General features: G+C 33.0%; 27 protein-coding genes and 1 pseudogene. 4 read left to right on the top strand and 24 right to left on the bottom strand.

Features of this window, described 5'->3' with window-relative positions; all coding sequences use genetic code 11:
- Nucleotides 1-62: 62 nt before the first annotated feature.
- The 3 genes from NNL09_RS12955 to NNL09_RS12965 all read left to right on the top strand — a co-directional run bounded on the left by NNL09_RS12955 (nucleotide 63) and on the right by NNL09_RS12965 (nucleotide 4,599).
- The gene (locus NNL09_RS12955; RefSeq protein ID WP_025666550.1) at nucleotides 63-2,372 is read left to right on the top strand and encodes a M1 family metallopeptidase; all 2,310 of its coding nucleotides are present in this window, start codon (nucleotides 63-65) and stop codon (nucleotides 2,370-2,372) included.
- Between the two features lie 89 nt (nucleotides 2,373-2,461).
- Nucleotides 2,462-2,755 (top strand): twin-arginine translocase TatA/TatE family subunit, encoded by a 294-nt coding sequence (locus tag NNL09_RS12960; protein ID WP_024768994.1) that lies wholly within the window; start codon nucleotides 2,462-2,464, stop codon nucleotides 2,753-2,755.
- 344 nt (nucleotides 2,756-3,099) lie between these two features.
- Nucleotides 3,100-4,599, top strand: a complete 1,500-nt coding sequence (locus NNL09_RS12965; protein WP_025666551.1) for a S8/S53 family peptidase — start codon at nucleotides 3,100-3,102, stop codon at nucleotides 4,597-4,599.
- 67 nt (nucleotides 4,600-4,666) lie between these two features.
- Here NNL09_RS12965 and NNL09_RS12970 read toward each other — a convergent pair whose 3' ends face one another.
- The 18 genes from NNL09_RS12970 to NNL09_RS13055 all read right to left on the bottom strand — a co-directional run bounded on the left by NNL09_RS12970 (nucleotide 4,667) and on the right by NNL09_RS13055 (nucleotide 19,643).
- Complete coding sequence (locus NNL09_RS12970) at nucleotides 4,667-5,308, bottom strand: O-methyltransferase (RefSeq protein ID WP_196909505.1); 642 nt, start codon at nucleotides 5,306-5,308, stop codon at nucleotides 4,667-4,669.
- 56 nt (nucleotides 5,309-5,364) lie between these two features.
- Nucleotides 5,365-6,462 carry an amidohydrolase family protein gene (locus NNL09_RS12975; RefSeq protein WP_025666553.1) on the bottom strand — a complete coding sequence of 366 codons (1,098 nt, stop codon included), beginning with the start codon at nucleotides 6,460-6,462 and terminating at the stop codon, nucleotides 5,365-5,367.
- A 46-nt stretch (nucleotides 6,463-6,508) separates the two neighbouring features.
- Nucleotides 6,509-7,039, bottom strand: a complete 531-nt coding sequence (locus NNL09_RS12980) for a 3-hydroxyanthranilate 3,4-dioxygenase (RefSeq protein WP_025666554.1) — start codon at nucleotides 7,037-7,039, stop codon at nucleotides 6,509-6,511.
- A 131-nt stretch (nucleotides 7,040-7,170) separates the two neighbouring features.
- A complete protein-coding gene (locus NNL09_RS12985) occupies nucleotides 7,171-7,950 on the bottom strand; it encodes an SDR family oxidoreductase (protein WP_196909506.1) in 780 nt (259 codons plus the stop codon).
- Between the two features lie 278 nt (nucleotides 7,951-8,228).
- Nucleotides 8,229-9,671 carry an aldehyde dehydrogenase gene (locus NNL09_RS12990; RefSeq protein ID WP_196909507.1) on the bottom strand — a complete coding sequence of 481 codons (1,443 nt, stop codon included), beginning with the start codon at nucleotides 9,669-9,671 and terminating at the stop codon, nucleotides 8,229-8,231.
- A gap of 19 nt (nucleotides 9,672-9,690) precedes the next feature.
- Nucleotides 9,691-10,458, bottom strand: a complete 768-nt coding sequence (locus NNL09_RS12995; protein ID WP_025666557.1) for an IclR family transcriptional regulator — start codon at nucleotides 10,456-10,458, stop codon at nucleotides 9,691-9,693.
- 32 nt (nucleotides 10,459-10,490) lie between these two features.
- Entirely contained in the window at nucleotides 10,491-10,907 is a 417-nt protein-coding gene (locus tag NNL09_RS13000; protein ID WP_025666558.1) for a RidA family protein, read from the bottom strand.
- Nucleotides 10,908-11,011: 104 nt separating this feature from the next.
- The gene (locus NNL09_RS13005) at nucleotides 11,012-12,412 is read right to left on the bottom strand and encodes an NAD(P)/FAD-dependent oxidoreductase (RefSeq protein WP_025666559.1); all 1,401 of its coding nucleotides are present in this window, start codon (nucleotides 12,410-12,412) and stop codon (nucleotides 11,012-11,014) included.
- Entirely contained in the window at nucleotides 12,409-13,677 is a 1,269-nt protein-coding gene (kynU, locus tag NNL09_RS13010; RefSeq protein WP_196909508.1) for a kynureninase, read from the bottom strand. Before kynU ends, NNL09_RS13005 begins: the two co-directional genes overlap by 4 nt.
- Before the next feature lie 216 nt (nucleotides 13,678-13,893).
- Entirely contained in the window at nucleotides 13,894-14,616 is a 723-nt protein-coding gene (locus NNL09_RS13015; protein WP_025666561.1) for a hypothetical protein, read from the bottom strand.
- Between the two features lie 87 nt (nucleotides 14,617-14,703).
- Complete coding sequence (locus NNL09_RS13020) at nucleotides 14,704-15,072, bottom strand: cupredoxin domain-containing protein (RefSeq protein ID WP_025666562.1); 369 nt, start codon at nucleotides 15,070-15,072, stop codon at nucleotides 14,704-14,706.
- Between the two features lie 102 nt (nucleotides 15,073-15,174).
- The gene (locus NNL09_RS13025) at nucleotides 15,175-15,723 is read right to left on the bottom strand and encodes a carboxymuconolactone decarboxylase family protein (RefSeq protein WP_025666563.1); all 549 of its coding nucleotides are present in this window, start codon (nucleotides 15,721-15,723) and stop codon (nucleotides 15,175-15,177) included.
- Nucleotides 15,724-15,881: 158 nt separating this feature from the next.
- On the bottom strand, nucleotides 15,882-16,037 hold the full coding sequence (locus NNL09_RS13030; protein ID WP_160112139.1) for a hypothetical protein: 156 nt from the start codon (nucleotides 16,035-16,037) through the stop codon (nucleotides 15,882-15,884).
- A gap of 176 nt (nucleotides 16,038-16,213) precedes the next feature.
- Nucleotides 16,214-16,585: a DoxX family membrane protein gene (locus tag NNL09_RS13035; RefSeq protein WP_025666564.1), complete on the bottom strand. Its 372-nt coding sequence runs from the start codon at nucleotides 16,583-16,585 to the stop codon at nucleotides 16,214-16,216.
- A 41-nt stretch (nucleotides 16,586-16,626) separates the two neighbouring features.
- Nucleotides 16,627-17,100, bottom strand: coding sequence for a hypothetical protein (locus NNL09_RS13040; RefSeq protein ID WP_196909509.1), 474 nt, complete (start codon nucleotides 17,098-17,100; stop codon nucleotides 16,627-16,629).
- A 108-nt stretch (nucleotides 17,101-17,208) separates the two neighbouring features.
- Nucleotides 17,209-18,057 (bottom strand): helix-turn-helix domain-containing protein, encoded by an 849-nt coding sequence (locus tag NNL09_RS13045; protein WP_196909510.1) that lies wholly within the window; start codon nucleotides 18,055-18,057, stop codon nucleotides 17,209-17,211.
- Nucleotides 18,058-18,258: 201 nt separating this feature from the next.
- The gene (locus NNL09_RS13050) at nucleotides 18,259-18,516 is read right to left on the bottom strand and encodes a hypothetical protein (protein WP_035096431.1); all 258 of its coding nucleotides are present in this window, start codon (nucleotides 18,514-18,516) and stop codon (nucleotides 18,259-18,261) included.
- A gap of 308 nt (nucleotides 18,517-18,824) precedes the next feature.
- Nucleotides 18,825-19,643 carry an SMP-30/gluconolactonase/LRE family protein gene (locus tag NNL09_RS13055; RefSeq protein WP_196909511.1) on the bottom strand — a complete coding sequence of 273 codons (819 nt, stop codon included), beginning with the start codon at nucleotides 19,641-19,643 and terminating at the stop codon, nucleotides 18,825-18,827.
- A gap of 143 nt (nucleotides 19,644-19,786) precedes the next feature.
- Between NNL09_RS13055 and NNL09_RS13060 the strand changes: the two genes are divergently transcribed.
- Entirely contained in the window at nucleotides 19,787-20,587 is an 801-nt protein-coding gene (locus tag NNL09_RS13060) for a bifunctional 2-polyprenyl-6-hydroxyphenol methylase/3-demethylubiquinol 3-O-methyltransferase UbiG (protein WP_196909512.1), read from the top strand.
- A gap of 58 nt (nucleotides 20,588-20,645) precedes the next feature.
- Here the strand turns inward: NNL09_RS13060 and NNL09_RS13065 are convergent, their stop codons facing one another.
- From NNL09_RS13065 to rluF, 6 genes and pseudogenes are all read right to left on the bottom strand, one after another.
- Nucleotides 20,646-22,010, bottom strand: coding sequence for an aldehyde dehydrogenase (locus NNL09_RS13065; RefSeq protein ID WP_196909513.1), 1,365 nt, complete (start codon nucleotides 22,008-22,010; stop codon nucleotides 20,646-20,648).
- A 42-nt stretch (nucleotides 22,011-22,052) separates the two neighbouring features.
- Nucleotides 22,053-22,985: a sterol desaturase family protein gene (locus tag NNL09_RS13070; RefSeq protein WP_025666571.1), complete on the bottom strand. Its 933-nt coding sequence runs from the start codon at nucleotides 22,983-22,985 to the stop codon at nucleotides 22,053-22,055.
- 190 nt (nucleotides 22,986-23,175) lie between these two features.
- The gene (locus tag NNL09_RS13075; protein ID WP_196909514.1) at nucleotides 23,176-23,997 is read right to left on the bottom strand and encodes a hypothetical protein; all 822 of its coding nucleotides are present in this window, start codon (nucleotides 23,995-23,997) and stop codon (nucleotides 23,176-23,178) included.
- Nucleotides 23,998-24,219: 222 nt separating this feature from the next.
- Nucleotides 24,220-24,646, bottom strand: a pseudogene (locus NNL09_RS13080) (VOC family protein).
- Between the two features lie 21 nt (nucleotides 24,647-24,667).
- Complete coding sequence (locus NNL09_RS13085; protein ID WP_196909516.1) at nucleotides 24,668-25,624, bottom strand: DUF4440 domain-containing protein; 957 nt, start codon at nucleotides 25,622-25,624, stop codon at nucleotides 24,668-24,670.
- Nucleotides 25,625-25,722: 98 nt separating this feature from the next.
- Nucleotides 25,723-26,592, bottom strand: a complete 870-nt coding sequence (gene rluF, locus NNL09_RS13090; protein ID WP_196909517.1) for a 23S rRNA pseudouridine(2604) synthase RluF — start codon at nucleotides 26,590-26,592, stop codon at nucleotides 25,723-25,725.
- Between the last annotated feature and the right edge of the window lie 19 nt (nucleotides 26,593-26,611).

A 26,611-nucleotide genomic window follows, 5' to 3' on the forward strand; every position in this document is an offset into this window, starting at 1 on the left:
CACTAAACTTTTAAAAAACAATTACTTTGCGAAATCATAACATTAAATTCAAAACCATTACAATGAAAAAGATACTTTTAGTCCTTTCGGTGACTTTTTTGATATCGGGTATTTCATATGCTCAAAATCAAGAAGAGGCTAAAAATGTTCGTGAATTAGGGCATACTAATCAGAACAAATTCAAACAAATGTACGACGAGTTTGCAACTCCCAACATGTACAGAACAGGTTCTGGAGCCCCGGGTCCGGCTTATTACCAGCAACAGGCTGATTATAAGATGGATATTGAACTTGATGATAAAAACAAAAAACTATCAGGAAAAGAAACCATTACATATACTAACAATTCTCCTGATGATTTAGAATTCCTTTGGGTACAACTGGATCAGAATATGAGAGCTAAAGACTCTAAAACTCCATTAATTCAATCAAATGGAATTGATCCTGCAACAACACCAGGAGGTTTTTTAAATAAATATCTTGCAGAACCTTTTGACGGTGGATTTAATATTACTGCAGTAAAGGATAGTAGTGGAAATCCACTTAAATATACAATCAATAGAACTATGATGCGTGTAGAGATGCCTAAAGATTTGGCATCTGGCGAGAAATTTGTATTCTCAATTGATTGGTGGTACAATATTAATGATCATGTAAATGGTAGAGGTAGATCTGGATATGAAGAGTTTGAGGATGGAAATAGAGCGTATGTTATCGCTCAGTTTTATCCCCGTATGGCAGTGTATAACGATGTTGAAGGGTGGCAAAATCACCAGTTTTGGGGTAGAGGAGAGTTTGCATTACCATTTGGTAACTTCGAAGTAAATATTACTGTTCCTGCAGATCATATTTTAGACGGAACCGGAGTATTAGTAAATAGAAAAGAAGTATTTACAAAAGACATGATGAGCCGCTATGAAGCAGCAAAGAAATCATATGATAAACCAGTTGTTATTGTAACTCAAAAAGAAGCTATAGCAAAAGAAAAAACATTTTCAGAAAAAAAGAAAACCTGGAAACTAAAAGCCGAAAATGTACGTGACTTTGGTTTTGCTACTTCAAGAAGATTTATTTGGGACATGATGGCTGTTAAGATTGGAGGGAAAGATATAATGGCAGTATCGATGTACCCAAAAGAAGGAAATCCTCTTTGGGAAGATTGGTCTACAAAGGTAGTAGCTAGTACATTAAAATCGTATAGCCGAATGACCTTCGATTACCCATATCACAAAGCCATCTCTGTACATGCAAAAAATCAAGGTATGGAGTACCCTATGATTTGCTGGAATTACGGAAGACCAAAGCCTGATGGTAGCTATAGCGATCGTGTAAAATATGGAATGATGAGTGTAATTATCCACGAAGTTGGCCATAACTTTTTCCCGATGATCGTGAATAGTGATGAAAGACAATGGACTTGGATGGATGAAGGCCTTAATACTTTTGTGCAATATGTTGCAGAACAAGATTTTGGAGAATGGTATCCAAAAGCATTAGGGAATGATAAAAAATATCCATCTCGTCGTGGGCCAGCAAAAAAGATTGTACCGTATATGAGTGGAAATCAAAATTTCCTATCTCCAATTATGTCTCAATCTAATAATATTCACCAATTCGGACCTAATGCATACTCAAAACCAGCAACAGGCTTAAATATCCTAAGAGAAACCGTAATGGGAAGAGATCTTTTTGATTATTCATTTAGAACATATTCTCAGCGATGGATGTTTAAACACCCAACACCAGAAGACTTTTTTAGAACTATGGAAGATGCTTCTGCTTTTGATCTAGATTGGTTTTGGAGAGGATGGTTCTATACCACAGATTATACCGATATTGGAGTGAAAGAAGTGAAGAAATTTGTAGTTTCTAAAGAACCAAATAAAAGAGTAAAAGAATATGCTGCATCTGTAGGTGCTAAAGTTGAAGATCTAGGACCACTTGTATATATGGTTAAAGAGGGAAGCGAAGAATATGAAACGATTAAAAAGAATGGAAATATTATTAGTGATGCTAAAACATTAAAAGCATATCTAATGGATAATTTTTCTGTTAAAGAGCGTGAAAAACTTAAACAACCTAAGTTTTTCTATGAGATTACCTTTGAAAAACCAGGTGGACTTGTAATGCCATTGATCGTAGAATACACCTATGAAGATGGAACAACAGAGACAATAACATATCCTGCAGAAATTTGGAGAAAAAATGATGTTGAGGTAAAAAGAGCTGTAGCTTCTGAGAAAGAGATTTCTAAAATTGTCGTTGATCCTAAACAAGAGACAGCAGATATTGATACCTCTAATAATAGCTGGCCTAAAAGAAAGAAATTAGGAAAATTTGAGCAATTTAAAAGCAAAGTAAAAGGACAGTAACCTATTCTTTTACAAAAGATAAATAAAAGCCGTCCCGAAGTCTTTTCAGGATGGCTTTTTTACACAATATTGATTATATTTGCATTGTTATGACAACCTTACCTTTATTTATTAGCGGAACCGAAATTGCCTTTATTGTTTTTATATTGGTTATGGTTTTTGGAGCAGATAAGATTCCTGAGATTGCACGAGGATTGGGTAAAGGAATGCGTATCGTTAAAGATGCAACCAATGATATTAAAACCGAAATTACCAAAAGTGCAGAAAAACACGGTATTGATACCGATATTCCTACTTCTATTACATCTGATATAAAAAAGGAGATCGACCAGGTCAAAGATGATATTGATAAAGTTACTGGTCCGATAAAACGCAAATTCTAAATTGCGATATCCTTTCCTAAGCTTATTTTTGTTTGTTTTTCCTTGTAAATTCTGATTAATATTCAAAAAAAGTGATTTTTTTTTAAAATATTTTCACTTTTAATATTAACCGATTAAACACCCCGTAAACACTGACTTGTTACAAGGCTTCAGTAACTTTTTTTGGTCCTATGCAAGCATAATATTGATGTTTTTTCTGATTATATGATAATTTAATTGTAAAATATCTGAATATAATTTAATACATTAGCTGTGAAATTATTAAAATGATAATTATTCGTAATTTTTACGATATTGTCATTTATTGACTTTTACACACAAACTCTTAAAAACTTATTCTAAAAATGAAAAAGATTACTCTTCTAACTTTAGGACTAATTCTTGTATTTTCTTGCTCTAAAGAAAATCCTAATGAAATTGTAGAACCAAATTCAGAAATTTCTGAATCTCAAAAATTACTTTCTGTATCAGAAGTTAATACGTATATCGAAGGCGAATTAAAACAAAATGGTGATGTAAACTGGATGAAAGCACCTTCTGCGGTATTATGGAGTGCTGTAGTACACGGTGGAGAAGTGTTAAGTGTTGGTTTTGGAGAAAAAGGAGAAAGTTTCTCTATCCAAAGATCATCAAGACTAAATGATGCTAGAGAAAATGTATATAGTATTATACAGTCTAAAGAAGGAGCAAGTAAGTCTAATTCTGTAATATCTGCCGATGAAATACTTAATGTAACTGATGTAAAAGTTACTAGTTTAGAAACCATAAAAGCTTTACAAAAAGCAGATCAAATTCGTTACTTAGACCCAATTGGTTATGGTTTTTATCTACAAGAAGATAACTCAAACCAACAGAAATCTGCGGGATGTAGTAAAAGTGGACAATCTATAAATAGCGGGGATTATAGAGTAATTTCACCTAATGCACGATTACCTTGGAATTTTGACATTCATAAAGTACCACAGGCTTGGAATTATAGTACCGGGGCAGGTATCACTGTTGGTTTGATTGATACTGGAATTTCTGCAAGTCAGAATTTACTTGGTAGTGGATTTAATGATGGGGTTTCTAATGGAAGGTTTGTACAACGATTTGGTACTTTTATCGACTCTCCATGGTGGTGGTCTAATAACTTAGATGGCCCAAATGATAAGTGTGGGCATGGTACTTCTATGGCATCAGCAATTGCATCACCTCGTAATGATGATTTTATGCCAGTAGGAGTAGCGTATAACTGTAATTTGGTTGCCTATAGAGGAACAGAGGATGTTGTACTAAATGATTATCATGAGCGTAAAGGAGTAAGTAATGCATTAAAAGCATTAGGAAATAGAGGAGATGTTAAGATTATCTCGATGTCTATTGGGTATCCCTGGTCTATTGGTAATGTAAAAGATGCCGTAAAATATGCATATGGGAAAGGGAAAATGATAATCGCTGCGGGAGGTACATCGACTTCGTTTACAAATTGGTATGGTGTTATTTTTCCAGCAAGTATGTCAGAGACTGTTGCGGTTACAGGTATAAAAGATAATGGATATAATCGTTGTAATATCTGTCATGATGGTAGTAAAATCGATTTTACTATTGTGATGGAGAGAGCAGGAAACTCTAATAGAAATGTACCCGTATTAGGATTTAATACAGGAATACAAACTTATGTAGGAGGATCTTCTGTAGCAACAGCTACCACAGCAGGAATTGCTGCTTTGGTATGGGCACGTAATCCTAATATGACTAGAGCTCAAGTACTGGATAAACTAAAGAAAGCAGGAGAGTTTTACCCTAATCGTAATAGTAAATTTGGTTATGGTAATATTGATGCATTAAAAGCGGTTCAATAAAAACAGATGAAATATAAAACACAAGGCTGTGGTATTTAGATGCCACAGCCTTGTGTTTTTGTAAAAGTTATAGTACTCTACTAATGGTTAACCCATCTCTAATAGGTAATAATACAGTTTCTATTCGTTTATCTTCGATCAAAAGTGTATTGTACTCCAAAAGAGCTTTGGTAGAAATATCTTCTTCTTCAACTTTTTCGATTACTTTACCATTCCATAATACATTGTCTGATAAAATTACACCTCCAGAATTCATTTTATTAATAACCAATTCAAAATAAGTAGGATAGTTAGGTTTGTCGGCATCAATAAACACCAGATCAAATTTGATATCCAGATTTGGGATAATTTCGGTAGCATCACCAATATGTTGATGAATTTGTTTTCCATAACCAGAAAGGTCAAAATATTTTCTTTGAAAGTCTTCTAACTCCTCATTAATATCAATGGTATGCAATTCTCCATCTTTTTGAATCCCTTCGGCAAGGCATATGGCAGAATACCCTGTATACGTTCCTATTTCCAGTATGTTTTTTGGGTGAATAAGTTTAGCTAACATGCTTAAAACACGCCCTTGATAAGCGCCACTAAGCATTCTGGGTTGTAATATTTTTTGATATGTTTCACGATTTAATTGTTGTAGTAATTCAGGTTCTTTTTGGGTATGGTTTACTACATACGTATCCAGTTCTTCAGGAATAAAATGCATGATTATTGGTTTTTTAGATACAAAATTAGAATGTTTTATAACGATTTTTGATATTCCTAATGAACTTTTTCTTTACCTAAAATTTTATCTATTAAATCTTGCTTTGCTTTTTCATTATCTCCAAATAACCAGCGTAAAACATTATCTTCCCAGATATCATCATATTCTTCTGTAGTTATAATATTACGATCCAATGCTAAATCCAATATTTTTCCTGGGTAAGAAGACTGTGGTTCACTTTCCATTTCACCCAACGGATAAGGATCGTCTAGCCCCATAATTACCTGATCACTACCTTGTCGTTCTACAGTTAGTTTTAATGAATCGGTATCGTGTACCAGGGTATCAAAATATATATTAGGATGCCCTACCGCTTTTCGAGGATGTTGTTTTCCTTTAAAGAGGTCTGGTCTTCCGTCAAATCCCTGGATACGTCTTCCTAAATTCATTTGTGCTAATTGCCCTCCATGAGCGAAGCAAGTTCTAATGTTTGGATAGCGAGTTTGCATCCCGTTAAGAGTATAAAAATGATAAGCATCACCACATTGGGCAAGCATCCATACCAAGTGAAAACGCCAGGAAACATTTTCTAATTTGATCATTTTATCACCATCATAAGGGTGAACTTCTATAGCTAGTTTATATTTGTCTGCTAGTTCAAAAATCGGATCATTTTCCTCATCAAAAATACATCGCCACTGTCCGATAGAATCCATAAAGTGAGTGGGTAAGCATAGTACATGCATTCCTAATTCTTCTACACAACGCTCCATTTCCCATAGTGCTCCGTTAATGAATCCAGGGTGTATAACAAAACCACAAGAGAACTTATCTGGGTGATCTTGTTGTACGTGGGCATTAAAATCATTTTGAAATCGTAATGCATGTTTCATTTCTTCTAGACGTAAACCGTTACCATATAATTGAGAAAGGTTTAATACTACTGCATGATCGATTTTATTTTGCTCCATCCACTCTAATTTTTCATCTAAGAAAAAACTAGAATGAGTAACCGGGCGTTTCCACCCTTTTTGTAACATGTACTTACGTTCATCATCTACCCAAAAAATCTCTTTGTCTTTCATGAACTGAGGAATCTCTTCTGGGTATGGCAGTAAATGTGAATGACCGTTTATGCGAAGTTTTCTTTTCATTATAGATGTTATCCCTGTTGTTTATACAGGAATCTTTTTAATTAGGTTATTGTTTTTTCTTTTTTGGAGCATCCATTACGCTTCCACAATTAGAACAAGTGCATTTTGTTTTGTCACTATAATATGTATCAAAAATTATAGGCATGTCGGTTTCTATATTGTCCAATGCAAATTTTTCTCTATATAGTTGAGTATTGCAATTTTCACAATACCACTCCAGAGCATCCATCATTTTTTCTTCTCGTGGATATTCAATCACTAAACCTACTGTATTTGCCCCTCGCTGTGGAGAATGTGGGACTTTGGGTGGTAATAGGTAAATATCACCTTCTTTGATATGAACATCTTTAGGTTCGCCATTATCTATTATTTTTAATACCATATCTCCTTCTACCTGATAGAAAAATTCTGGTGTTTCATTATAATGATAGTCCTTTCTATTATTAGGTCCCCCAACAACCATTACAATAAAATCTCCGTCTTTCCATACACATTTATTACCAACAGGAGGTTTTAGTAAATGGCGATGTTCGTCTATCCAGGCTTTAAAATTTAATGGTGAAACTAGATTGCTCATATGCTTGTTTTAATTTAGATGTGTTGTTTATTCTATAGCATAAATACTATCATTATAATCTACACTATTGATTAGTATTTTGTATTAAATTTAATTATTTTGATTGTTATTTTGTAATAACAAATAGTTAACTATAAAGACTTTGTTCTTCCTCCATCAACAGGAAGGTTTATTCCGTTGATATAAGATGCAGCTTCAGATGCCAAAAATGCTATAGCATAAGCTATTTCTTGCGGTTTGGCAAATCGTTTTGCTGGCACTTCATTTTTCATAGCATCAGAAGCTTCTTCTATTGATTTTCCTAGTTTTGTTGCTTTGTTATTAATGATTTCATTTAGTCGTTCTGTCGCCGTAGCACCGGGCAACACATTGTTTACAGTAATTCCAAATACGCCAAGTTCATTAGCTAATGTTTTTGACCAGTTTGCTACTGCACCACGAATGGTATTAGAAACACCTAATCCATTTAATGGTTGTTTTACAGAGGTTGAAATAATATTGATTATTCTTCCATATCCTTCTTTTTTCATTCCGGGTACTACAGTTTGTGCCAGGATATGATTACATTTCAAGTGTTGGGTAAAGGCGTGTTCAAATTCTTCCAGAGAGGCATTAAACACTGGTCCTCCAGCAGGCCCTCCTGTGTTATTTACTAAAATATGAAAAGCTTGCTCTGTAGCAGAAATTTTTTGCTGTAGGCTTTCTGGATTCTGAAAATCTGCTACGATATAAGTATGCGATTGCCCTTGATCTGTTGCTAATTCTGTTAAGACGTGTTGAAGTTTTTCTTCATTCCTGGCAACTAAGGTAACATTGGCTCCTAATTCGGCTAATTGTTTAGCAGATGCTTTTCCTATACCTTGAGTACTCCCGCACACTAATGCATTTTTATGAGTTAGACCTAGATTCATTTTTTTAGTATTGAGTGTTTAGATGTTAGTATTGAGATGATTATCGAAATTTTCAATTTCATATTTTCTAATGTGTTTACTTATAAAAGTTCAAAAATGTATTCTTCTGTTCATTATTTATTTTTATACGCTACAATTATTTAAAATGTTTAAAACAGATGTACACAGTATTTTTATTAATAATTATCTGATTTATTACATTTAAGTATCAGTAAATCTTATTTTTTCTAGTTGCCTGATCTCTTAATTCTGATTCCTCAATACTTAATACTCATATCTTAATATTGTATACAAACGTTTTTAGGTTCGGTAAAAAATCTTAATGCTTCAAATCCACCTTCTCTACCTACACCAGAATCTTTTGTACCTCCAAATGGGGTACGTAAATCACGCATCATCCAGGTGTTTACCCAAACGATACCAGCTTGTATGTGCTTTGCTAAATACATACTTCTATTTAAATTATTTGTCCAAATTGTACATGATAACCCGTAGCGCACATTATTTGCCATAGTTAGAGCATCATCATCATTATCAAATGGCATAATCGTAACAACTGGTCCAAAAATTTCTTCTTGCGCCAATCTGCAATCTGTAGTGTTAATTTCGATAATGGTTGGTTGTAAATAATACCCTTTTTCATATCCATTTACCGTTACATAATTACCACCACAGAGAATAGTACCACCTTCTTCTTCTGCTATACCGATATATGATTTTACTTTTTCTAAATGGGATTTTGAAACTAGTGCGCCTAAATTAGTTTCGGGATCAAGAGGAGCACCAACTTTTAGCGCTTTGGTTTTTGCAATAAAATCAGTTTTGAATTTATCATAAATCGTTCTTTCTATAAATATTCGGGAGCCACAAAGGCATATTTGTCCTTGGTTTGCAAATGATGATCTTAGTGTTGTATTAAGCATTTTATCATAGTCGCAATCTGCAAAAATGAGATTTGGGTTTTTACCTCCCAACTCCAGAGATAATTTTTTAAACATTGGAGCAGCAGTTTTGGCAATATGTGCTCCTGTTGCCGTTCCTCCTGTAAAAGAAATGGCTTTAATGTTTGGGTGTTCTATAATGGCTTGCCCAGTAGTATTCCCTAATCCATGAACAATGTTTAAAACACCCTTTGGTAAACCCGCTTTAGTACAGATATCGCCAAGTAAATAAGCTGTCATTGGTGTAATTTCACTAGGTTTGGCTACTACGGTATTACCAGCAGCTAATGCCGGAGCAATTTTCCATGTAAATAAATAGAGTGGCAGATTCCACGGAGAAATACAACCCACTACACCGATAGATTGCCTTAGAGTAAAATTAATAGCATTTAAGCCTGTGCTTTCATGCGCTTCGCTTGCAAACTGTGTAATTGCATTAGCAAAAAATTGAAAGTTGGAAGATGCTCTTGGAATATCTACACTGGTAGATAAGCTTAAAGGTTTACCATTGTCAATAGTTTCTGCTTGAGCAAGTTGATCCAGGTTTTCTATTATTAATGATGCTATCTTAGCTAAAATTTCGCTACGTTGTTGTAATGGTGTTTCTGACCAGCTAGGGAATGCTTGAGCAGCAGCGTCATAGGCGATCTGCACATCTGCTGTCGAAGAATTAGGAATTAAACTATATATAGCACCAGTAGATGGGTTGTAGTTATCAATCCACTCATCTTGTACAGGAGCTTTGAACTCCCCGTTAATATAGTTTTTAATTTTTTTCATGCGTTCTCAATTTTTTTAATTAACTGAAAATGTATTTTAGTTGCTCGGCAGTTTGTTTCAAATCTCCCGTATAAGTTTGAATTTCATTTTCATTAAATCTAGCCGAGGGACCAGAGGTACTTATTGCGGCAATAAATCTTCCTTTAGTACTAAAAACAGGAACAGCAACACATACCAATCCTATTTCATTTTCTTCCAGATCCAAAGCAAAACCATTGTTTTTAATATTCTCAACTTCGATAATTAATTTTTGTTTATCGGTTATTGTGTTTTTAGTGACTGACTCTAAATCAAGATTTTTAATAATTTTTTTGTAATCGTGTTCTACAAATGCAAGCATAATTTTTCCCAATCCAGTGCAATGCAGAGGTTTTTCTGTACCAATCTGTGAATTGATTTGTAAATCATGTCTTCCTACAACTTTGTCTAAGAAATATACTTTTTGATTTTTGTAAATAGCTAAATGAGCGGTCTCACCAGCACGTTTTACCAATTCTTCCATAAAGGGCCTTGCCTTAGATATGAAATTTTGATTAATGCTTACTTTTTGCCCTAATTCGAATAATTTAAGCCCTAATCGGTATTTGCCGTTTTCTGTATTTTGTTGAATTACATTAAGGGCTTCCATAGTTGCTAACATTCTGTATACCGCACTTTTATTGGTGTGCATTAGTTTCGCAATTTCGGTAACACCTAATTCTATTGTATCTGTTGAAAAGCAGTCTAGAATATTGAATGCTTTTTCAACCGAAGTATTTAGAATTTTTTTGTCTATGGCATTACTCATGATTACCTTGATTTTTTAGAGATTACAAACTTTTAGTTTTGTTTTTTGTAGGCAACTACCTTTATTTCTATCAATAAATGAGGGTGAGGTAATTGATGCACAGCTACAGTAGTCCTTGTTGGTCCATCATAATCAAAATATTGAGCATAAACCTTATTATAACCTCCAAAATCGTTCATATTAACCAAAAAAGAAGTAACATCAACAATATCTTTTAGGGTTGCACCTTCTTCTTTTAGAATATCATTAATGTTTTCTAAAACAGCTTTTGTTTGTGCTTTGATATCTAGATTTGTCGTACCAAATTCATCTACTTCTACTCCTTCGAATGAATTATCTGGTCTTCTGGAACTTGTGCCAGAAACAAATATAAAATCTCCAACACGTTTTACATGTGGAAACTTACCTCTTGGAGTGGCTTTACCTTGTATTAGTTTTCCTTTGTTCATGGTTAATAGTATTGAAATATTAATGTTACGTATAGAGAATCTATAATTTTCATTTTTTGTTTAGAAAAACTTACGTTTTCCGGTTCTTGTTTTAAGTGCCATACTTATTTTAATCCTGCAATTTTATCTTCTTCAAGTATTTCACTGGTTTCCTGTTGTACTTGATCAAATATGCTTTTTAAATCTTTTGAGGTGTCAATTTCATGATCGGCAATTAAATTTAGTAAAGCTTTGTCTTGCGCTCTCCCAATCTTCATGGCTTTGGCATACCCAATGTTTTCATCAAAAGTGACCATAGAATATTTTGAGAAGTAAGTATCGGGAAATGTTTTTTCTAAATCCATTTCTAGTTTTCTTTTTTCTTTAAACAAGGGATTAGCTACATGATCGCGCATCTCGAAGTAATTATCAATTGCTAAATCTGCAATGGCATCTGTATCTTCTTTTCGCACTTTTTGATATGCTTTAAAAGTAGCACTCCAATCTCCCTGATGTTGTTCTAAAATTTCATCAAAAACCACAACATCTTCAAAAGAAGCGTTCATTCCCTGACCATAAAATGGTACAATTGCATGGGCAGCATCCCCAATCAATAGTGTTTTCCCTTTGTAGCACCACGGTGAGCATTTTACAGTACCTAATGCTCCTGTTGGATTGTTAAAGAACTCATGGTCAATATCTGGAATTAAATCAAGAGCATCAGGGAATTGTGTTTTAAAGAATTCGGTAACTTTTTCAATATTGGTTAGATTGTTGAAATTGTACTCGCCTTCATCATAAGATAAAAATAGGGTTACCGTAAAACTACCATCTAAATTTGGTAAAGCTATAAGCATATATTCGCCACGGGGCCAGATATGCAAATGATCCTTACTTATTTGATGGTTTCCTATCTTGCCTGCCGGAATTTCTAATTCTTTATAGCCATGTGTTAGATAATTCTGAGAGTAACTAAACAGGAACTTTTTTTCGAGATAATAACTCTTTCTAAGAGCAGAACCTGCACCATCTGCACCAAAGATGATATCTGCATGTACTTCAAACTTTTCTTTCGTTGTATAACATTTAAATTTTGCAACTGTATTTTCGATATCAACACCAGTGCATTTTTTATTAAAATGAATGGTCACATTCTCATATTTTTCGGCTTCGGTTAATAGCAATCCATTTAAACCTCCTCTAGAAATAGAATTGATGTATTTTCCTGTTCTTCCAGAATAGTTCGAAGCAAATGTATTTCCTTTGATATCATGAATCATCCTACCATACATCGGGATACAAAACGGAGTTACTTTATCTGCGATACCAACCATTTTCATGGCTTTTAAACCACGATCAGACAACGCGAGATTGATAGAACGCCCAGCAGAGATATCGGTAGTCCTTAAATCAGGTCTACTTTCATATACAGTTACCCGGTATCCTCTTTGTGCCATTCTTAATGCTAAGAGAGAGCCGCATAGACCTGCACCAATGATCAGTATATTTTCTTCTTTTTGCGTCATACCAGTGTTTTTAATATTTCGGTCATTCGATATACATCTTCAAAACTATTGTATAGCGGCGTTGGGGCACAACGAATAACATCAGGTTCTCGCCAATCTGTAATAATATGATGATCTGTAAGTTGTTGATGTAAACTTTTATCTGCATTCTTAACCTGAACAGATAATTGGCATCCTCTTTCCTCTGGATTAGTGGGAGTAATGATTCTGATTCTATCGGTATCTATCTCGTTAATTAAAAATTCGAAATACCCTGTTAATGCTTTAGATTTCTTTCTCAAAGTATCCATTCCTACTTCATTAAAAATATCTAGAGAAGCTTTAATCGCTGCCATAGACAGAATAGGAGGGTTGCTTAATTGATATCCTTCTGCACCAGGCATAACATCAAATTCTTGACGCATGTTAAAACGGGTGTTTTTATTGTGACTCCACCAACCGGCAAAACGTTTTAGATCTTTGTTATATGCATGTTTTTCATGAACAAATAATCCTCCCAAACTGCCAGGACCAGAGTTTAAATATTTATACGTGCACCATGCAGCAAAATCGACTCCGGATTCATGTAATTCTGGTTGGATATTGCCAACGCCATGTGCCAGATCAATACCAACCATACAATTTTTGGAATGTCCTAGATCTGCAATTTTCTTAAGGTTCAAATATTGACCAGTATAATAATTAACGCCTCCAATTAATAATAAAGCAATTTCGTCGCCTTGTTGATCAAGAATAGTTTCTAGGTCCTCTAGTTTCAATAATTCTTCACCAGGACGTGGTTTCCATTCTATTAACCCTTCTTTGGGATCAAAACCATGAAATCGCAATTGAGATTCTACTGCATATCGATCAGAAGGAAATGCATCACTCTCTATTACAATTTTATATTTAGTTTTATTGGGTTGGTAAAAAGATACCATTAACAAATGTAAATTGGTAGTTAACGTATTCATGATAACTACTTCTAGAGGTTTTGCACCGACTACTTTTGCCATAGTATCTGTTAAAAACTCATGATATGGCATCCAGGGATTTTTGGCTTCAAAATGGCCTTCTACACCATAATTAGCCCAATCCTCAAGTTCTTGCTGAATGTATTTTTTTGTAGTTTTTGGTTGTAACCCCAAAGAGTTACCGCACATGTATATCCAATCGTTTCCGTTATTGTCTTTTGGAATATGAAATTGATCTCTGTATTGTGCTATTTTATCTTTTTGATCAAGCTCTTTTGCGTATTCTAAACTAGCTTTTGATGCTATGGTCATCTCGAGTGTTTTAATAATTGAAACAGTGTTTCACTAATTTACAAAAATAAAATGATACTAAAAGCAATAAACTTAATTTTGATATGTATAAGATCAAATTAGAAGAAATACTATGTATTCTCTAATTAGAATTAAACTCAGTAAAAGAAATCGTGAAATAAGGTATACGAAGTAATATAAATGACTTCGAAGAGGTGTGATGATTGCTTGCGATTTTTAGTCAGTAATTACTTCAATTTCTGTGAAATAGAGCTTTCTGTTTCCTTCATGAAGTTTATGAGTTTTAGCAATTTTAATACCATTAAAATTCTGATAATTTTCCCAAGTCGTTATCATAGAAGGTTCTGGTTGGTTATTTTTTCGAAATACCCATTCTTTGATGCTAAAATCTCCTTCAAAATAAAAATCATAGGCATCTCCAGGGGTATATCCTCCTTTTTTGTACACTATGGTTAATTTTTGCATTTCGACATTACTTATAGGAGCGATGGCTTTTACTTCATGTTTTGAAGTAAAACTAGCTGCATCCCAAACAAGATTGAAAGGAGCTAATAACCAATATTTATCATTAATAAATCTTTGATCTGCTTTAGTAGAAGTGCTATCTAATTGAGTTCTGTTATAGGTTATAGTATCCTGCTCAGAGGTTAAAGTCACCATATCATTTTTGGGTTTCCAACTCCAGGATCTATGATAATGGCTACTGTCTCGATCAACATTAAAGGTGAATTTAATTTCTTTTACCTTATCCCAATGCTGTAACCCGTTGGCATTAGCAATTGCTTCTGCCGTTGTTGGTATTTTCTTTTTATTCTTATCTGCCAAAGGCTCTGGGTCTCTAACTTCTATATCCTCTTCGTATGTATTTTCTTTTTTAGTGTTGTTGTTACATGCGACACATAATAAAATAGATGATAATACTATTAAGGCTTTTTTCATTGTGGGTTATTTTTGGCTAAAATATAAAAAGAAAAACCTTGCTAATCGAGATTAACAAGGTTTTAGGTTTTAAAAAGATAGAGAGAATTACTCTACAATCAAAGTGTATTGAGGAGTTTTGTTTAAAGGACAAAAATATTTGTAGGTTCCTCTTTGTAATTTAACTGTTTGAGAGCTTTCTGTTTTTCCTTCAGCTACGACTTTGGTTACATATGCTGTTTTGATATGATTTTCGGCGTTAGAAGCGTCTTTTCCTTCTGGAACTAGTACAAAACCAACATCTGTTCCTGCATGGTTGTTGGTAATATTGAATACATAGCTTCCTTCTGATAGTTTTATTTCTTTTTGAGTGAATTCTCCTTTAGTCTGCTCTAAAGAAACATTTTTTACTTTTTGTGCTTGTGCACTAAATGTGATTGCTAAAATAAATGAGAATACTGTAATTAACTTTTTCATGATTTTGATACTTGAATTTAAATTGTTTTGAAATTATTTTGTAAACCTCACAGAGATACCAATCGAGTTTGATATCAATCTGTGAGGTTCAATCGGGGGTAATTAGACTTCGGTAGTTTCTAGTGGTTGTGCAACTGGGAAATCTACAGGAACCTGGGTTGTGCTATGTATATAATTAGAAATGGTTTTATCTCCTACTAATACGATAGTATCTATTAAGTTTCCTTTAGAATATCCAGCATTTAAAAAATTGTTTACAACATCCTGATTAGCTTTACCTCTATTTTCTGTAATATTTTTGGCTAATCCGGCTAATGCATTCAGTTTAGTGTCGAAAGAAGCACGACCAGCTCTAAGTTCTAAAATTTGCTCATCGGTAAATCCGTTCATTTTTCCTATAGCGGTATGGGCAGATAAACAATAAATACAATCATTTACCTGGCTTACGGCTAAATTCACTACTTCTTTTTCTTTAGCAGAGAGTGATGTTTTTGCATTCGAAAAGTTTAGGTAGTTTTCTAATGCTGTATCACTATGGGCATAGGTGGCATATAGATTTGGTACGAATCCTAGTGCTTTATTTAAATTATCAAATATTGCTTGATTACCAGCGTTTACTTCTTCTCTTGTTGGTACATTAAATGTGCTCATAATATAATTGTTTTAAGTTATTTTATTGAAATTGAAACCTTTTTGGGCTTCTGTTGTTTTGTTTTAAATTATTGAGGCAAAGATCGTGTTGAAATAAGCGGGATAGAATAGTCGTTTTTCCCGATTGCTTGTCAAATTTTCCCGATCTATTTTGATACTTACCTTTGTGCGAAAGATTTTTTGGTATCACAATAAAAATCATGAATAGCTTTTTGCTCGCAATGTGTTTTTGGATGAATAGCGGCGGCTATTTTTTTTCTTCCTTGGCTAAAAATTTCAATTAAATTGAAAATTGATTTATGTTGTACGGTCATTTTTATATTGTTTTAAATTAACAATGCAAAGATGCGCCATAGAAGAAGGGAAAGAAATGGTGGTTTTTCCCTGAGGCTTGTCGATTTTTCCCGGACATAAAAAAACACCTCTATTATAAAGAGGTGTTGAATACTTTTTTTTGAATACTATAGATTAGTATTTAATCGCTTTAGAGTTAAAAAAACTTGACTTCTTTTCTTCTCATCCAAAGAATAACAGCGCTTAATACAAAAGTTACTACAGCTGTAATGAAGAGAATTCCGCCATCATTATTAATTTCAATGCCTAGTTTGGTTAAATGCATCATGATAGCTCCTCCTATAATACCTAGGGTTAACATTGCACCAATCCACGCTGTTTTGGGTATTAATAATAAAACTCCGGCGATTAGTTCGGTTATCCCTGTTCCTATTCGACCATAAGGCTCTAATCCAACTTTTGTGAATATGTACACGCTATCTGGATGAGCAGTAAATTTAAATCTTAGTGTTTGAATTAAGATCAATGCTACGACGATTCGTAACAAGAGGGGTAGAATCTTTTTCATGTTAGGTTGTTATTTGTTAGCTTTATAGTGCGGTAAACACGTTACAAAACACTGGGTAAAGCGTCGATTTTCCCATTAAAAGTATTCTTTCTTGAGATAATATACAATTCTTCTAGATTATTATCTTTTCTAAATTGATGAATTAACTCTGGTAATTTCTCATTAAGAAAAGCTTTAAAAGACTTAGGGTCATTGCTTTGATTGGCTCCTCTACGTATAGTTTTTAAGTAAGTTGAAGTTAGAATTTGCAGGTTACTTCTCTCCGAAAGAAACAATAAATGGTCGTTGTTTTGATTAGCTTTTTGAATTTGATTCTTGAAACTGATTTCATTTATAGCAATGAGATCATTATTAAAATCGCTAAAGCTATTTGTATACACAACCTCTTCTGCATTTTTATTGAGGTATACGGTCTCTAATTGATCTTCATAAATTATTTGAGCATTACTTATTGAAAGAGAAAGGAATAAGATGCCTAGTATTGTTGTTTTGATTGTGCGAATTGAACTTTTCATATCTAATATACTTTATCCGAAAATACTTCGGTAAATTATTTTATTTTTAGGATACAAAGTTGGGGCAAAAACGAATACTAATATATGGATTTTTTTCCCGTATTCTTGTCAATACTTCCCTTCGGATTCTGGTTTTAATTGTTTTTTAAACTCTGAAGGAGAAAGAGATGTATGTCTTTTAAACATTCTACTAAGATGAGATGCATCTTCAAAACCAATTTCATAAGCAATCTCTTTAGCAGATTTATCAGTATAGATAAGTAAGCGTTTGGCTTCTAAAATTATTCGATCATGAATAATCTGCAGAGGACTTTTCTCAAATTTCGCAAAATTATTTGATAACGTTTTAGGAGACTTAAATAGTTTTTGAGCATAAAAACCTACAGCATGTTCTTTTCTAAAATGGGTATCTACCAGGATATTAAAATTTCTGATCAAATCTACCTGATCTCCAAGATTATTATAATTGCTTTGTTGTTTAATAAGGCGAGTGGTCGTTATTATAAATCTGGCCATTAGCATACGTAACATCTCTGCCTGTATAGTATCTACGGTATCTAATTCATCCAGAAAAACTTTATGTAATTGATCTAATTTGTTTTGTTCTTTTATATTTAATTCTACAATAGAAATGGTGGTGTTGCCATGAAAAAGTACTCCGACGCAGCTTACTTCTTTATCATGATCTTTGATACAATAAAACTCCCTGTTAAACTGATATACTAAAATATCTGATCCATCAATAAATTTAAAATATTGATTTGGAGTTAACACTATAATTTTATCTTTTTTGACTGTTGTAGAAATTCCATCAATCTCTATACTAGTATCAGTACTTCTAACCCAGATAAAAGTATATAATTCTACAAGTTTTGATGTTGTATAGGATTGTAGTAGTTCTTCGTTGGCAATTTTTAATACAGCACCGGTCGAAAATTCTTTAAATTCTTTTATCATATAGTGTAGGTCGTTTTTTATATGATTTTATTACAAATCAATGTAAAAGATTTAAGTCTATGTTTTTGACCTCATTGATAAGTTCTTTTGATGTATTGGATATCTGTAGAATGTGTTTCTATCGAAACAGAGAAACAATATGGGAGTTATCGATATTCGTAAAAAGAAGATCGATTATGATAAACTATGATAGTTAGGGGTTCAAACTAATAATAATCTAACGATTAATCCAATTGCACCTCTTTGTCCAATCATGTTTCTAAGTTCTTGTAAGCTCGATGAGGTTATTTCTATTTTAGTAGCAAGTGCATTACTAGTACCTCCATCTACAAATGTTTGTAATGAAGAAGTTGTAACCCCAAGTTTATTTGCTATGCCAGATCTTACATTTCCTTCAGTAAGATCTCTAAGTGAGTTTAATGTTACACCACTTTTTCTAGCTATTCTATTTAAACTCATATTTATATCTTTTAAAATTAAGTCATTCATAGTTAGTTATAGTAAGTATAAGTAATTATTGATCGGTAAACTGACGTATAATGAGAAGTATATTTTGTGCTATTTTTTCTCTATTACTAATTTAATACAGATTTTTTTAGAATTCTTACGGGAAACCTCAACTAGTGAAAAAAGTAGAAAAAAAATAAGGTTTTTTGAATTAAATTATAAGTATAGACAGCTTTAGAGTTGTATAAAATCCCTTATTTATGAAGCTGTACTTATTTTGTAAATAAAAAATTGAGCTAGAATTTTATATATAAGCGATACTATTTTTTATTCGAAAGATTAAAGTGTAATATCGAGTTGTCAAATAATTGCGCAACATCGATCGCATTCGTTTTTTGATTATATTCTATGTCAGCCATTCCATTGCTATTCGTTGCAATTTCAATAAATTCATTACTGTTATATTTTAAAAGGATACTTTTTTTCCAATCAATAGACCAACTAGTAAGATAAATTGATCCGTTTTTATCCATTGTAACTCCATCTAAATGTGGGTAATTGGTTTTGACAACTAATGTGGTTTTTTTGCTTTCTAAATCTATTTCGTATACTGCACTTTTATCTATTGTATTACAGACTAATAGTCTATTTTTTTTGATGTCAAAATAAAGTCCGTTCGGAGTATTAATAGTATTATCCAGAATTTCATAAGATTTATTATCGATCGATACTTTAAAGATTGTGTTTCCTTCACGATCCGAAATGTATAAATTTCCTGTATTATCAAACTCGATATCATTAAGTTGTTTAGTGTTTGGTATACGTAATGAAAATACTAACTCAGCAGTCGATATGTCAAATCCTCTAACAAAATCATCTCCAGATTTATTGTTTTCTGCGCTATAAATAACTCCATTGTGTAGTTTCACGCCAAGAAATGAAGTGTATCCCGATACAAAAGATGTCTTTTTACCTGTTTTATCTATTTTAAGGATTTCTCCACTACCAATATTTGAAACGTAATAAGAATCTGTTGCCTCATCAAATGTTATGCTTTCTGGATTATCAAAAGATTGCGATTTTACAGAAAATGAAATACATATAATAAAAACAAAAAATGTAGTAGAGAGACTATTCATAATAATAGGTTGAAAACTGATTTTTCAAAGTTACGGTTTTGTATTTGTTTATTACATCCCATTGTTTTTTTTCATATACCTTAATAGAATTGACTTTATTATATTTATGAAAAATAAGTATACCTGATTAAATTAATCCTATAATGTCTAAAGAATTACATAATTATTTTGAAACCAATAAACAGACCTGGAATAAAAAAGTAGATATTCATGCCAGAAGTGATTTTTATGATATAGAAGCTTTTAAAAGGGGAAAAACTTCATTGAAACAATATGAACTAGAAGCGCTAGGAGATGTATCTGGTAAGTCATTATTACATCTTCAGTGTCACTTTGGGCAGGATACTTTAAGCTGGAGTAGGTTAGGAGCGAAATGTACTGGTGTTGATCTATCTGAAAAAGGAATCGAATTGGCTAAAAGTTTAAATGCAGAGTTGGGTCTGGATGCAAAATTTATATGTTGTAATGTGTTGGATACTTCAGAATATATTAAAGATAAGTTTGATATTGTTTTTACTAGTTATGGAGTCATTGGATGGTTACCTGATCTAAAACCCTGGGGCAAAATGATAGCCGAGCGACTAAAACCTGGAGGTGTTTTTTATATAGTTGAGTTTCACCCTATAGTATGGATGTTTGATTACTTAGAAGAGAAGCCTATAATGAAATATGGATATCATCAAAAAGATGTCATCTATGAAGAATATCAAGGAACATATGCTAATCCAGAATCTAATATGATTAGTAAAGAGTATGGATGGAATCATGGATTAGGAGAGGTAGTATCATCTCTTACAGAAGCTGGGTTAACTATAGAATACTTAAATGAATATGATGGATCGCCTTATGAGGTTTTCCCTGGTTTAATTAAGGATAAAAACAAGATGTTTGTTAGAAAAGAGAAGTTATATCCCCTAGTCTTTGCGATCAAAGCTCGGCGATAGGTGTTAATTGCTTTTTTTAACAAATTATTGAAAATCATTCAGGCTAATTACGTTGTATTTACCCGATAATTCGTTTTAACCATTTCAATTTTTTTGCACTATATGGAGCATACTTTAAATTAAGTTCTATCCAAAATGGTTTTTGAAGAATACTCTTAAAGTGAGAAAAAGTATCAAATCCATATTTTCCATGATAATTTCCGATGCCACTATCACCAACACCTCCAAAAGGGAGAGATTGTTCTGCAAAATGCATTACAGCATCATTTACAGCACCGCCTCCAAAGGATATTTCGTTTAGAATTTTGTTTTTTACAGCTTTGTTTTTGGTAAAAACATAGCAAGAAAGAGGTTTGGATAGTGTTTTAATTTTTGTGATAGCTTCCTCGATAGAATCAAATGAAAGCACTGGTAAAATAGGGCCAAAGATTTCTTCTTGCATTACTTTATCAGAAAAAGAAATATCTTTTAGAATTGTTGGCGGTATTACTCGCTCTTCTGGATCACCCAAGCCACCTACATATATTTTATCAGGATCTATTAAGCTATTAAGTCGATCAAAATTTTTATCATTAATGATCTGCGTGTAATTATGATGAGTTACTTTATAATCAGCTTTGTTAATATGATTTTGCATCGCTGCTAAAAATTGATCGTATATAGAGGACTCTACCAAGACATAATCGGGGGCAATACAAGTTTGTCCGGCATTAAGAAATTTAGCCCAAACCAATCTTTTGGCTGCCATATTAATATGTATATCTTTAGTAACAATTGCGGGGCTTTTACCTCCTAATTCCAGGGTAACCGGAGTAAGATGTTTTGCGGCTGCCTGATAGATTATTTTTCCTACCGATACACTTCCTGTAAAAAATATTTTATCGAATTTAACTTTTAAAAGATCAGATGTTTCTTGTACTCCGCCTTCGATAACTTTAAAAAATGAAGGATCAAAATTTTGATTGATAAGCGAAGCTATTGTTTTAGAGGTATGAGATGGTATCTCACTTGGTTTAAGAATAACAGTGCACCCAGCTGCAATTGCTGCAATTGCTGGGCAAAGTGATAATTGATATGGGTAATTCCATGCTCCGATTACAAGAACACTCCCATATGGTTCTGGGATAATGTAGCTTCTCCCCGGAAGATTTGCTAATCCTGTAGAAGCTTTTCTTTTTCGAGCCCATTTTTTAATTTTTACTAAAGCAAGATCAATTTCGTGATAGATTATAGATAACTCGGTAACATAAGTTTCGAATTCAGACTTTTTAAAATCTGTATAGATAGACGTATAAAGTAGCTTCTCATTTTTTTGTAAGACACTTTTTAGCTTTTTTAGTTCTCTAATTCTAAAAGAGATGTCTTTTGTCGTATTCGTATTAAAAAATAGACGTTGTTGATCTATGAGACCTTGATAATCCATAATGATAAATATTCTTGAGAATCTTAAAAATAAGGATTTTTATTAAGCCTTTTGTTTTTTATGCTTAAGTAGTTCTCGTTGCATCTGTTTTACGGTCAAAGTACTACCGTCATGACTCCACCCTGGAGGGCCAAAAATATACATGAATTTATGGTACCAGTTTTTTGATTTTTTGGTGTCATTCCATATATCCTTATATTCATGAGTGAGAATCACCCAAGGATTATATGAGTTTGGTGCATGTGTAACACCATATTGTATTTCTATGTCTTCGTCTAGTTCTTTCCAGGTGCCAAATATCTTATCAAAAATGTTGAGAAAACCACCATGGTTTTTATCCATGTATTCTACGTTTTTGGCATGATGTACTTGATGCATGGTGTGTGTGTTGAATATTTTTTCAATAAACCCCATTTTAGGAACATACACCGAATGGAGTTGAAATTGCCATAAAGCTTCTATACCTAAGCAAACTATTACCATCTCAGGAGGAAAACCTATTGCAGGTAACCACATATAAAATAATGGTTTGTAAAGAAGAGTGAACCATCCATTTCTTACTGCGGTACCAAGGTTAAAATTATCCGAAGAATGATGTACAATGTGTGCAGCCCACAAAGCTCTTACCATATGATTTTGCCTATGAAACCAATAATAAGTATAGTCATCTGCAAGTTGGCATAAAAGCCAAACGTACCATGCAAATCCAAAGGACTTCCAACCCATAATATTAGTTCGAACCCCATCGATTTCTGGGTTAAAAAGTTCGTATACAAAATGAAAGAGTACAATAGAAAAAATAGTTTTGATCAATGGCCCTAAGATTGCAGATCCCACACCCATAGTTAAACTAGCAGTTAAGTCTTTCCAGTTATATAAGTCCTTGTGATTGTGGGTTTTACTGTAGGTGAGTTCTAATAAAATTAATGCCAAAAAAAGAGGCACTCCATAGGTCAAGGGTTTAATAAATTCCATTTTTCTTTTTCTGTTTTATTCCATAGTGGCGGAATATAGGGAGAATTTTTAGGATATCATCCACAAAATTGAAGTATTCGATTACGAACCCTATTTTAGTGTTAGTTTGTATAAAAGAAACGGTTTGAAAAATAAATGAACATATTGTCAATCTATTTTTCAAACCGCTTATTTTAGGTTGTTTTATGATTTAATGAAGCTCTCTAAGTAGATCAAAGGCTGCCAAGACATTTTGCATAGATTTCTTTTCTGCCTTACTTACAACTCTCGAGTCAACGTCTTCTTTACCAAAAAATGTTATTTTAACTTTTTTCCCCGAAGCAATTGCTTTTATCATTGGCATCTCAAGCTGTTTTACTACACGATCAATCCATTCTCTTTTACCTCCAGATTCTTCTTTAGAATTAAACTCTCCGGGGGTGTCTTCTTCTACATCATAGATTTTACCATCCACATCTATTTCGATTCTTTGAACAAATAACCAATCCTTTTTAGTGAAATAGTTTATAGAAAATCCTAACCATGGTTTACGATTATCTTTTTTACCAATATAAATCTGAAAATAACTTTTAGTATTTACCTGAATAGAAGATTTGTCTGAATACCAGGTCACTTCATTAACAGCGTCATACTTCTTCCGCATTTTAGCAATCGCTTTTTGATACTCTTTAGAATTATTTTTTTCTGTTAACTCATCTTTATTTAGTGCTTTTTCAGCTTGAAGAATTTCTTTCTTAACCTTTTTCAGTAAGCTTTTTCCTTTCTTGGTCTCGCTAGAGTTAGGGTATTTATCAACCAGAGTTTCGAGTCGTTCTTTACTTCTGATATAGTCTAAGGCGTCATGATACTCCTGCGCTTGCTCAAGTATTTGACTAGGAGTTAGCTGGCATTCTGCAATTTCTTTTTTTAGTTTATCATTTTCGTCCTTTAATTTATCAAAGTCAGCCTGAGGAACACCACAGCTAACTAGAATCAAAGTCATTAAAATATTAGAAAGTATAATTCTTCTCATTACTAAACTTTTTGAGATTATGGTTATTAATTGTTTAAAACAAAGTTATAATTAGGTTAAATGTGTTAAAAAACAGTAAAAAATTTGCTTATAGCCCTAATATAGTAAAAATCCTTTAAAATACGTAATTTAAGCTTTGATCTTAAGGAAAAGGTAGGGTTATACTTACATTCTGTTCGTGAAATGCTGTTTTTTTATCTAATGGTAAGAGATATGGGTTGCCTATTTTGCAAAAATTTGGGACGAATCTTTAAATGACTTAAACTCTAATGCATTACCACAAGGGTCATAAAAGAACATAGTTGCTTGTTCTCCAACTTCTCCCTCAAACCTGATATAGGGTTCTATAACGAATTGAATATTTTTATCAGATAGTTTTTTTTGCAAGATCTTGCCATATACTCCATTCTAGAATAATTCCAAAATGAGGAACCGGAACATCTTTACCATCCACCAAATTGTTATGCTTATTTTCAATATCTGTTTTTGATTTGTAATGAATTACTAATTGATGACCAAAAAAATTAAAATCAACCCAGTGATCACTACTTCGACCTTCTTCAAGTTCTAGAATATTCTTATAAAAATTTCTGGCATTTTCTAAATCATGGACGGGGATTGCCAGATGAAAAGGAGATAAAGTATTCATTTTCTAATAAAATTATTAGGGTTATTTTTCTATTCTATTCCAAATGTCCAAATACATTTTCCATTGATCATCAACTTTTTTCCAGATAACGACATATTTTCCTTGATATGTTATCTTTGTGCCATCGTCATTTTTGTTTTTCCCTTTATAAATTCCATAATCATGAGCAGTATCTCCGAGAATTATAATTTCTTCAGGAATAATTTCATGCTCAATAGGAGTATAACCGCTAGACTCTGCCCATCTTTTTTTAATAGCTTCATATCCTTTAATGATAGGGGCGTTGGTTGGAAATATTTTTGCATTATCCGTATAAATTTTCGCGATAGCTTCATAATCTTGCCTTAGATAAGCATCAGAAAAAGCTTTTGCCTCTGCTCTTATTAGTTCTTCATCAAAGAGTTGTTCTGTATTTTCTTGTCTAACACATTCAATTTTCCAGGTCGGAAAAGAAATAGACTCATTTGTGTCTACCCATTCACCAAGCCATTTAAATCCATTGTCATTAATATCATAAAAACTAAGTTTAGAAAAACCATCCATACCATTAGGGGCTTTTTGTTTACGATATAAAATGATCTTTCCGTCTTTCTTATTTCCTTTCCAGGAAGAAAGTACAGGATTGGCACTTACAGATGAATAATAATGCACATACCATTGACTACTATCTGCATTAAATTGTCTTATACTACCAGAATGTCGACCATCTGCTTTTAAGGTTTGGTCTTGAATAGCCATTCCGTTCATGATATATTTAAATTCCCAGGTCATTTTATTTGGCTCTCCCCAGGTTCGATCTTGATTTCTGGTTTGTGATACACAATTACATTTCCCTATAAGAGGCGCAAAATCCAGAATTTCTTTTGGTGCTTTAGGGTTTGGTTGCCCAAAAGGATGTGCTTTTGAAGGTTCGTATTCTGACTGGCTCCAGGTTACAATACTTATCAAAAAAAATAAAGAAAACAGTATACGCGTCATGGGATTGAGAATTGATTAGTAAGACAATTTAGGTATTTTAGAAAAGGGAAAAACTTGTAAATAGGGAAATTAAGATATAATTAACAACGAAAAAAGGGTTAGTTTCTTCGATCTTTTCGCTTTTTATCTCTAGATCTGTGAGAACTTCTTTTATCAGAATTTCCTTTTTTGTCGTTTTTAGAAGTAAACCGTCTTGAGTTATTGGTTCTTTTCTTCGGTTTAGTGTCTTCTAGTACAGAAGCTTCTTCTGTTTTGCTCGAATCTCCAACATCGGCATTAAGAATTCCTAATTCTTTTTCTGTTAAATATCTCCATTCTCCTACAGGAACATCAAGAGGAACGTTCATGATTCTAATTCGTTTAAGTTTCACCACTTCGTACCCGAGGTGTTCACACATTCTGCGAATTTGGCGATTAAGTCCTTGAGTTAGCACGATTCTAAAATCATATTTGTTAATTTGTTCTACTTCACATTTACGGGTTATAGTATCTAGAATTGGGACTCCATTACTCATTCGTTTTATGAATAATGGATTAATCAATTTGTTTACTGTTACTAGATATTCTTTTTCATGATTATTTCTCGCTCTAAGAATTTTATTGACGATATCTCCATCACTAGTTAAAAAAATAAGCCCTTCGCTAGGTTTGTCTAATCGACCAATAGGAAAGATACGTTTAGGGTAGTTGATATAGTCAACGATATTATCCTTTTCATTTTGCGCTGTCGTGCAAACTATACCAACAGGTTTATTAAAAGCAAGATATACGTGTTTTTCTTTAGGTTTATTTATTAATTCACCATCTACCAGAACAATATCATCAGGAGTAACTTTGGTTCCCATTTCAGGTACTTTGCCATTAATAGTTACACGACCCTGGTCGATTAATTTATCTGCCTCGCGACGTGAGCAATAACCAACTTCGCTTAGATATTTATTAAGTCTGGTGAAATTTTTTTCAAGCATACAATAAAAATAGTATACA

The organism is Aquimarina sp. EL_43 (assembly GCF_943422735.1).
GTDB lineage: Bacteria > Bacteroidota > Bacteroidia > Flavobacteriales > Flavobacteriaceae > Aquimarina > Aquimarina megaterium.